Origin of the sequence: Tabrizicola sp. TH137 (assembly GCF_002855575.1) — a bacterium.
GTDB lineage: Bacteria > Pseudomonadota > Alphaproteobacteria > Rhodobacterales > Rhodobacteraceae > Paragemmobacter.
The window spans coordinates 926201-933149 of record NZ_PKRQ01000002.1 but is presented as its reverse complement, the minus strand read 5'-3'; the positions used below and the strand labels follow the sequence as shown (position 1 = coordinate 933149).

Annotated in this window: 5 protein-coding genes and 1 pseudogene; 1 reads left to right on the top strand and 5 read right to left on the bottom strand. The window is 57.3% G+C overall.

Features of this window, described 5'->3' with window-relative positions; genetic code table 11:
• The first annotated feature begins 289 nt into the window (after positions 1 to 289).
• Positions 290 to 2554 carry a hypothetical protein gene (locus C0V75_RS09925; protein ID WP_101920701.1) on the top strand — a complete coding sequence of 755 codons (2265 nt, stop codon included), beginning with the start codon at positions 290 to 292 and terminating at the stop codon, positions 2552 to 2554.
• A 180-nt stretch (positions 2555 to 2734) separates the two neighbouring features.
• On the opposite strand, the gene C0V75_RS09920 is transcribed toward C0V75_RS09925, so the two are convergent.
• The 5 genes and pseudogenes from C0V75_RS09920 to C0V75_RS22720 all read right to left on the bottom strand — a co-directional run bounded on the left by C0V75_RS09920 (position 2735) and on the right by C0V75_RS22720 (position 6909).
• On the bottom strand, positions 2735 to 3877 hold the full coding sequence (locus C0V75_RS09920) for a hypothetical protein (RefSeq protein ID WP_254216420.1): 1143 nt from the start codon (positions 3875 to 3877) through the stop codon (positions 2735 to 2737).
• Positions 3878 to 4242: 365 nt separating this feature from the next.
• Positions 4243 to 4512, bottom strand: a complete 270-nt coding sequence (locus C0V75_RS09915) for a hypothetical protein (protein ID WP_101920700.1) — start codon at positions 4510 to 4512, stop codon at positions 4243 to 4245.
• 54 nt (positions 4513 to 4566) lie between these two features.
• A pseudogene (locus C0V75_RS09910) lies at positions 4567 to 4833 on the bottom strand (transposase); the annotation flags it as partial.
• Between the two features lie 440 nt (positions 4834 to 5273).
• Positions 5274 to 5489, bottom strand: a complete 216-nt coding sequence (locus C0V75_RS24185) for an HGGxSTG domain-containing protein (RefSeq protein WP_101920699.1) — start codon at positions 5487 to 5489, stop codon at positions 5274 to 5276.
• Between the two features lie 274 nt (positions 5490 to 5763).
• Complete coding sequence (locus C0V75_RS22720) at positions 5764 to 6909, bottom strand: hypothetical protein (RefSeq protein WP_143710402.1); 1146 nt, start codon at positions 6907 to 6909, stop codon at positions 5764 to 5766.
• Positions 6910 to 6949 lie beyond the last annotated feature (40 nt).

Sequence of the window (6949 nt, the reverse complement as noted above, 5' to 3'; positions counted from 1 at the left end):
ATGAAACGCGCCCCTCGCAGCCGTCAACGCCATGATTTATATGCGAAATATCACGATTACGACAGCGAAATCAGCGACTTACTTGGAGAATGTGGGTGAACATCTGATCAACTCACAATCAAGACTCTGCATGTCGCCTCTTGGTCGGTCGGACTGCCCGTACTGCAGCGACCTTTGTCCTTCCAGTTGCGGAACTCACATCAGTATTCACCTTTTCTCGACAGGAGCCCCCTCCCGTCCAACCCGTCATTTCGATAGCTGGGCCGCCCCACAAACCGAAGGATGGAAAATGAAATCAACATCTTCTGCACTCACGTCGCGCAAGATCGCCGAGTTCTGCAAGGGTCGGTTCACGTCGATCTTCACCGAAAGCGAGGTGCGCTTGCTCTATGGCTGCTTGGTCGACCTGCTTGAGCGAAACGAATACCCGCCCTATCGGGGCAGCGGGCTCGACCTGCAATCTCTGTCCGCCATGCTTGACATAGATGTCGATCGCCTCCGTGCCCATCGGGCTACGCTGCAGCCTATCTTCGACGCAGTGGCACGCGAGGTTTCGAATGCGACCCTGCGTCCGGCTCGCACTGCAAGCCGATCAGCGCGCTCCACGGATAGCGGGCCCGCCATGAATCCCACCGGCGTTCGAGCGACCAGCACCGAGAAGGTTCGGCAGAAGCCAGGGGTACGGCCGAGAGCGATCGTCGAATTTCCCGAGCCGCTGGACAAAACCTGGCAGGACCCCGCAACCTTTGGCGAAGCCCTTCAGCTACACGCCCGCCGTCATGGCGAAACTATCTACCACCTCTACAACGCGGTGGTGCGATCCGAAGACGGCGTCAATCGCAGCACGCTGATCAGCTGGGGGCGCGGAAAGAAGGTCCCGCGCGCTGCGATCAGCCTGGAAATTCTGGGACGCATCGAGCGGCGCTATCGTCTGCCAGAGGGCTACTTCCTAAGCCTGTCTGGTACCCCCGATCGAGCACCAGGCGATTTTGATCTGGACGACATCTCACCGTCTGAGCGCCGGCGTCTGGCGTGGCACCTACCCGAAGATTTCAACCGCAGGCCAAGCCAGGAGAAGGCAGAAATCCTGAACTGGGTCCGCACGGTGATCATCAGCGGGTCAACGGACTACCGCAGGTATCAGGCGGCTGCCATTCGCCAGCGCTATGCGGTTCGCTTCAGCTGTGCCTCAGGGCCGGTTCGCAAGTCGTCACCCGCGCGGACACCGGAGGAGTCGGGCATCATCATCGCACCCAAACGTCTGAATGACGAGATGGCCGAACTCCTTCGCTTCAAAACGTCGACCTTCGCAGCCTTCGGCATGCAGCGGAATGGGGTCTGGGGCACGGAGACAGCGTCTCAGAAAGTGGAGCATTTCGGGCTGTGGTTCGGTGCGTTTGTCGCGCCACCAGAGAGCGAAGTGCAGGGACTCGGCGTCGATCCGAAGCTTCTGACTTTCGCCATGATGATCTTTCCGCAGGTCTGGGATTGGTACCTTCACTGGCGGGAGCGCCGGCGGGGCTTCTACACCAAATGGGAGATCGACTTGCTCTCGATTGCTGCGGCGATCTGTCGGGAAGAGACCGGTTGGCTGCGCCAATCGCCCCGTATGGGCAGCAGCCTTCGTCCGATCGAAGGCTTGGTTACCGAGGCCGACATCATCGCCGTTCAGTCGGATTGGCCTACCGCCTGCGAGCGCATGTACAGACACGCCCGTCGCCGGATCAAGGAGATCGACCGTGTTGCCCGCGTTCATCGCGACCCGTTCGAGCCCATCCTGCCGGTACTTGAATCGCCAAGCCCGGTCGGCGAGTACCGCAAGATCACCGAAGAAATCCTGCGGCGGATGCCAGACGAACGGCACAATGCCCGCGCGGCCGCAGAGGCAGTCCGCGCATTCCTTATGCTGCGTATCGGCCTTCACACGGGGCTGCGGCAGAAGAACTTGCGCGAACTGATGCTGTGCCAGCCTGGGACCCTGCCGACCTCGGAGCGCAAGCTGGAGGACCTGAAACGTGGCGAGCTACGTTGGAGCAGCCGCGACCAAGGGTGGGAGATCCTGATCCCGTCGGTCGCTTTCAAGAATGCCAATTCCTCGTTCTTCGGTTCCAAGCCATTTCGCCTGATCCTCCCAGACCTCGGGCGGCTTTACGAACTGATTGAAGCTTGGATCGAGCGCCATCGCGCGCGTCTGATCGGCGAGGCGGCTGACCCGGGAACGTTCTTCGTCAAGACAGCGAAGATGACGAGCACCAACGCCGGTTACTGCCAGAACACATTCTATGAGGCGTGGAGGACGTCGATTCAGCGCTACGGCATCTATAACCCATGGACCAAGCGCGGGGCGATTGAAGGGCTGTTGCCGCACGGGCCGCATAATGTGCGCGATGTTCTGGCAACACACATCCTGAAGCGCACCGGGTCCTACGAGCAGGCGAGTTATGCAATTCAGGATACGCCAGACATGGTCGCACAGCATTACGGCCGGTTCCTGCCGCAGGACAAATCCGAGATTGCGGCACGGATCCTCAATCAGGTCTGGGAAGCTGCCTGATAAGTCAACGAAGGACTAGGATCCAGCGGAATCCTAGTCCTCCACCCTAGACGGCGATGCTGAGACCTCGTTTCAAAAACAGGGGCCTCATCAGTTGTCGCAGCGTTTGTCCAACCCGCCGGACGAAAGGTGTCGCTCGACCGACGATCCCCGACGTGCCGGTTGTTCGAAGTCGCGCAACTACTGGTTTCCGTACCTTTCTTCGACGATGCCGTTGCTGCGATAGGCATCAAGCATCATGCGAGTGTATTCGGCCGTGCTCTGTGTCACGGTGCCCAAACCGGGCCACGCGAACAGCGTATCCGACCACATAACTTCCAACTCCATCTCGATCCCAAGCACTGCAGCCACTTCGATCGCGGCGGTCGGCTCCTTTTCCTCGGGCCAGTAGTGATCCTCGAAGGAGACAACGACGTCGAGATCGTCATCCACCCAGATTTCGGCCAAACTTGCTCCCATGCGCTCACTGGCATTGGTCGCATCCTCGAACAGGGCTGACCTTATCAAATGGGTCACCTGGTCCTTGTTGAGATCAAGCTTTGGCCGTGGATCGACGATAGAGACGATGGGCTCAATATCTTGCCCTTCACCGCGGGCTTGGACGGGCGCCGACTTTTGCTCATTCGGCCCCAGCCAGAAGGCTTCTGGAAAAATGTTGATCGGTGATGCACCGCAGCCAGGGCAGTGCCAATGGTTTCCAGCGATCTGAGGGCCGCTGATTTCTGCGTTGCAGTGTAGGCAGTACCAGAGGCTTGCTTCCTCCATCTCCAAGAATGGATGACGGACCTTTCCCTCCGCATCGGGTTTCATGGCGCGCCGCGGCCAATCGGCAAATCGTCGCGCCTTCACGCTCTTCATCAAAGCCTTGGCAGTTTCGACTGCCTCAGCAAGCAGCGCTCGATCATTCATCGGGCTGTTCTGGGCATACTTGATGTCGATCTCGACACGAGGGGCAGACAAAGGGTTTTCTGGCAGAACGATCCGCCACCCGTCACCTTCCATGCAAACGTCGCCAAGCATTGTTTTCAGTTCGTATGGACGCCCCTTCACCTCTCCTCGCGTGATGGCATCGGGCCCCCCGAAGATATGGTCAAAGGTTGTACCCTCGTAGGAAGTGATCCGTTCCACAAACGCCCTAATCGTGGCAACTTGTGCCTCGGAGGGAACCCACTCTCCCTTTGCGCTGCCGGTCAACTCGTTCCAATGAGGAAAGCCTAGTCGAGCAGCAACAAAGTCGAGCGCCGCGTGCTGTGGTTGGCCTGTCGCTCTGGCGTAACGCTTTGCCAGAAATTTCAAAGTCTTAAGCTTATCGTTCTGTGTCATGATCCATGTCCAAGTTGGATCCGACTAGGTGCCCGCTGCTAATCAGACCCGCCGAAGGCATGAAGTCTGCTGTTCGAAGTCAAGATCGCTGCAAAGCTTCGCGTGGCGGGCACACCGGCCTGCGAGGAAGGCCAGTTCTACAGTTCGCCATTTTCGGGATCGGGTCAACTGAGCTTTTCATCGGTAGTGTCACGACCTTGAGCCATTGACAGAAATAGACGTACTGCGCTGCCAGTGCGCTCCAAGTGCACGTGGCGAGGACCTCGGCCACGCGTCACCGCAGCGCTGATGGCTGTGACCGCAATTTGCGCGTAGTGTCCGCCGGGAACACTGCATCGTAAGCGCTGTTTTGACCCCATGCGGTGTTAATTCTTGCGGAATGGGATGACGTTATCGCCTCGCATGAAGGCGATTGCGCCTTCAGCCTCGATGGCTTTGATCGCTGTATTGCGAGCGTCTTTGTCCGAGGCGAACTGGTCATCCCACACGTGGCTGGTTCCTTCATGATCGACCACTTCGAGCGTCCAGATATTGTCCTGTTCAAGGCGGTAGATTTCGATGGAGAAGGGGAAGCCGTCGATGATGACGTGCTGGCTCTTACCGGAGGTGACTAGATTCGGTTCGTCTTCGATCATCGGCGGCGCTCCGGGGCTATGGTGCTTTCGACTATGCCGCCTGCTTTGGTCAGGTCAATCGGTCGAGGGCTTGCGCGCCCAGTTCCACGGGAGCAGATCGCTGATCTGGCTTTGCCTGTGACCTTGGACGATGGCGGCCAGTGTGGCTGACAGGCATGCATGGGGAGCGACGCCGTTCATCTAGCTGGTCTCGATCAGCGTGGCGATGATGGCCCAGTTTTCGGCTCCTGCGTCGTGTGCTGCGAAGAGGGCGCTCTTGCGGTTCAAAGCGATGGGGCGAATGGTGCGTTCGACGGTGTTGTTGTCGATCTCGACGCGGCCACGTGGGCGGGATGAGCACTTGCCGCTCGTGCGGGCAAGTCGTGAAGCAGGTGAAAGGTCACAGCTCTCGCCATACGGCTTTGTCGTTCACTTGCTCGATCACTGGATCATGTCTCAGCACGCTTATTGGCCGGTTACGAGAGGAATCACTGATCCGCAAGGCTCTGTCAGGACTATGATACGACTACGCATCGTTATGGATGAAGCTGGCTGGACCGTGACCGCAGGTACCACACTACCAAGCAGTCGCTCCATACGAACTGGAGACAGGCTGAGAACAGCCGTTGCGTTGCTAAAGGCTGCGAAGGTTCATGGATTTGAGCATTCAGATATTGACGAAGCGGGGATCGCGTCATCCCAAGGTCATCAGTGGCGGCAGTGAAGCTCTCCCATCGCGCCCAGGAGAAGAAAGTCGCAGTTCTGTTCTAGGTAACCGAACTTCACCTTTTTCGAGCCTTTTGCGCCGCAGCGATCCTCGCTTTTCCATCAGCAGTCTTGGGTCCAGTCGATAACCCGCCGTGGAACTTGCACTTCGTTCTCCCGGGGACGATCTTATTCTTGCACTGATGGCCTTGGCGCGTTCGTGCGCCGCAAATGGGCCGATCGTTGTGAGGAAGGGGTGTAGAACCATCGTCCGCGACGCCACGCGCTTTCATCTTGGCGCAGACAGTCCCAACGCACTTTTCACACACCCGCTGCCAGTTTTGATGCAGATGCATCGTCGCAGGACAGATGCGATATGAGCGATCCGAAGGTTCGTCTCGATCAGCGCGCTGCAGAGCGATGCGAGCTAAGAGGTCTTCCAGGAACTTTCTTTTGGACGAGTACATCGGCAGAAAAAACCCTAGCAAATATCAGCAGACTTCTAAGAGCCCATGGACATTAGAGCCTCGTCTTCTCACGACATTTCGACTTTCAAGTCCGCTAAGTTTAGCCTTCAGGCTCGTGTCTTCCCACTCGGCGTTGCTGATCGGCCCTTGCTTCCTGGACGAGCTTGTTCTGGCTACGGGCCGCTTCGAGAAGCTTCCACTCGGGGTGATCACGCGGCAAGAGTTCAAGCCTGCTGACGATCTTTGGTGAAGCGGTCGTCGAGAGATCGTCTGTGACCGGCAAGTCAGCAGACTCTTTGCGGCGAGATCCATTAGTCGACAGGTTGCCTACAGTGGCGTCAATGATCTCCTGTGTCGCTGCACCCTTGCTGTAGCGATCTCCTTTGGACCGGCGCTTAGGCTGCTTCTCAGCGGTCGAGTGCGTGCGTTTGGAACTAGCCGGCTTCGAACTCGTCTTTGGCAAATTGTCGGTCGAAGCAACTCGACGAAGCTTCGTTGCTTTTGCAGCATAGCGCCGCATGGCGTCGGCAAAGTAATACAAACTGCCAATTACTGTGCCGGCCTTCGCCTTCGAAGCTACACTCCGGACTACGCTAATCACTTCGTCTGAGGAAAGGCCAAGTTCGCTTCGCCAACTCACTGCGATAGCGATCCCCTCTTCGCGGTTAAGGTGCGCTACCGCTCGATCTGCCTTTTCACTTCCAAAGGATTTCAGTGCTTCCAAGAGCTGCTCTCTGTAACGCCTTAGCGCGTCACCAGCTTGATCTTCCACGGCTCCGTCCAACCGCGCCTGCTTTGCGGAGTTGGTTTTGGGCAAACAAGCCGTCTCTTCAGATTCTTCTTTATTTCTTTCTTTCTTATAGTTCGTTTCGTCGGTGTTTCGCCGGTGTTCCTCAGCTGTTTCACCAGAGCCATCCTTCGATGAAAAAATATCGAAGTTACATATAGTTATCACAGATATGCCTGTTTCAGTGGAAATCGTGATCGCATTTGCTTCGACTTGGTCGTCCAGGAAGCGAAAGACCGTCGTGGGATGCCACTTCCAGGCTTTAGCCAAGAAACGAACAGAAGCAACAAGTTGGCCGCGCTCGAGATGATAGCGGACGTTATGCATTACTTTTTCGCGCGGTTTGTAGGCTGCCTCGGAGGTCAGCCACATCCAAGCCTCCCTCTGAGTGTACTTCTCTTCCTCAAACCGAGGATCGACCCAGATGTCGCGATCCACCTTGAAGAAACCGGAGGCCATCTGCTCGCTCCAAATCTCTAGAAGCTTGCCGCTCGGTGAA

Coding starts and splice junctions, on each gene's coding strand:
- C0V75_RS09925 (WP_101920701.1), top strand. CDS start 290: ATGAAATCAACATCTTCTGCACTCACGTCGCGCAAGATCGCCGAGTTC.
- C0V75_RS09920 (WP_254216420.1), bottom strand. CDS start 3,877: ATGACACAGAACGATAAGCTTAAGACTTTGAAATTTCTGGCAAAGCGT.
- C0V75_RS09915 (WP_101920700.1), bottom strand. CDS start 4,512: ATGATCGAAGACGAACCGAATCTAGTCACCTCCGGTAAGAGCCAGCAC.
- C0V75_RS24185 (WP_101920699.1), bottom strand. CDS start 5,489: ATGAAAGCGCGTGGCGTCGCGGACGATGGTTCTACACCCCTTCCTCAC.
- C0V75_RS22720 (WP_143710402.1), bottom strand. CDS start 6,909: ATGGCCTCCGGTTTCTTCAAGGTGGATCGCGACATCTGGGTCGATCCT.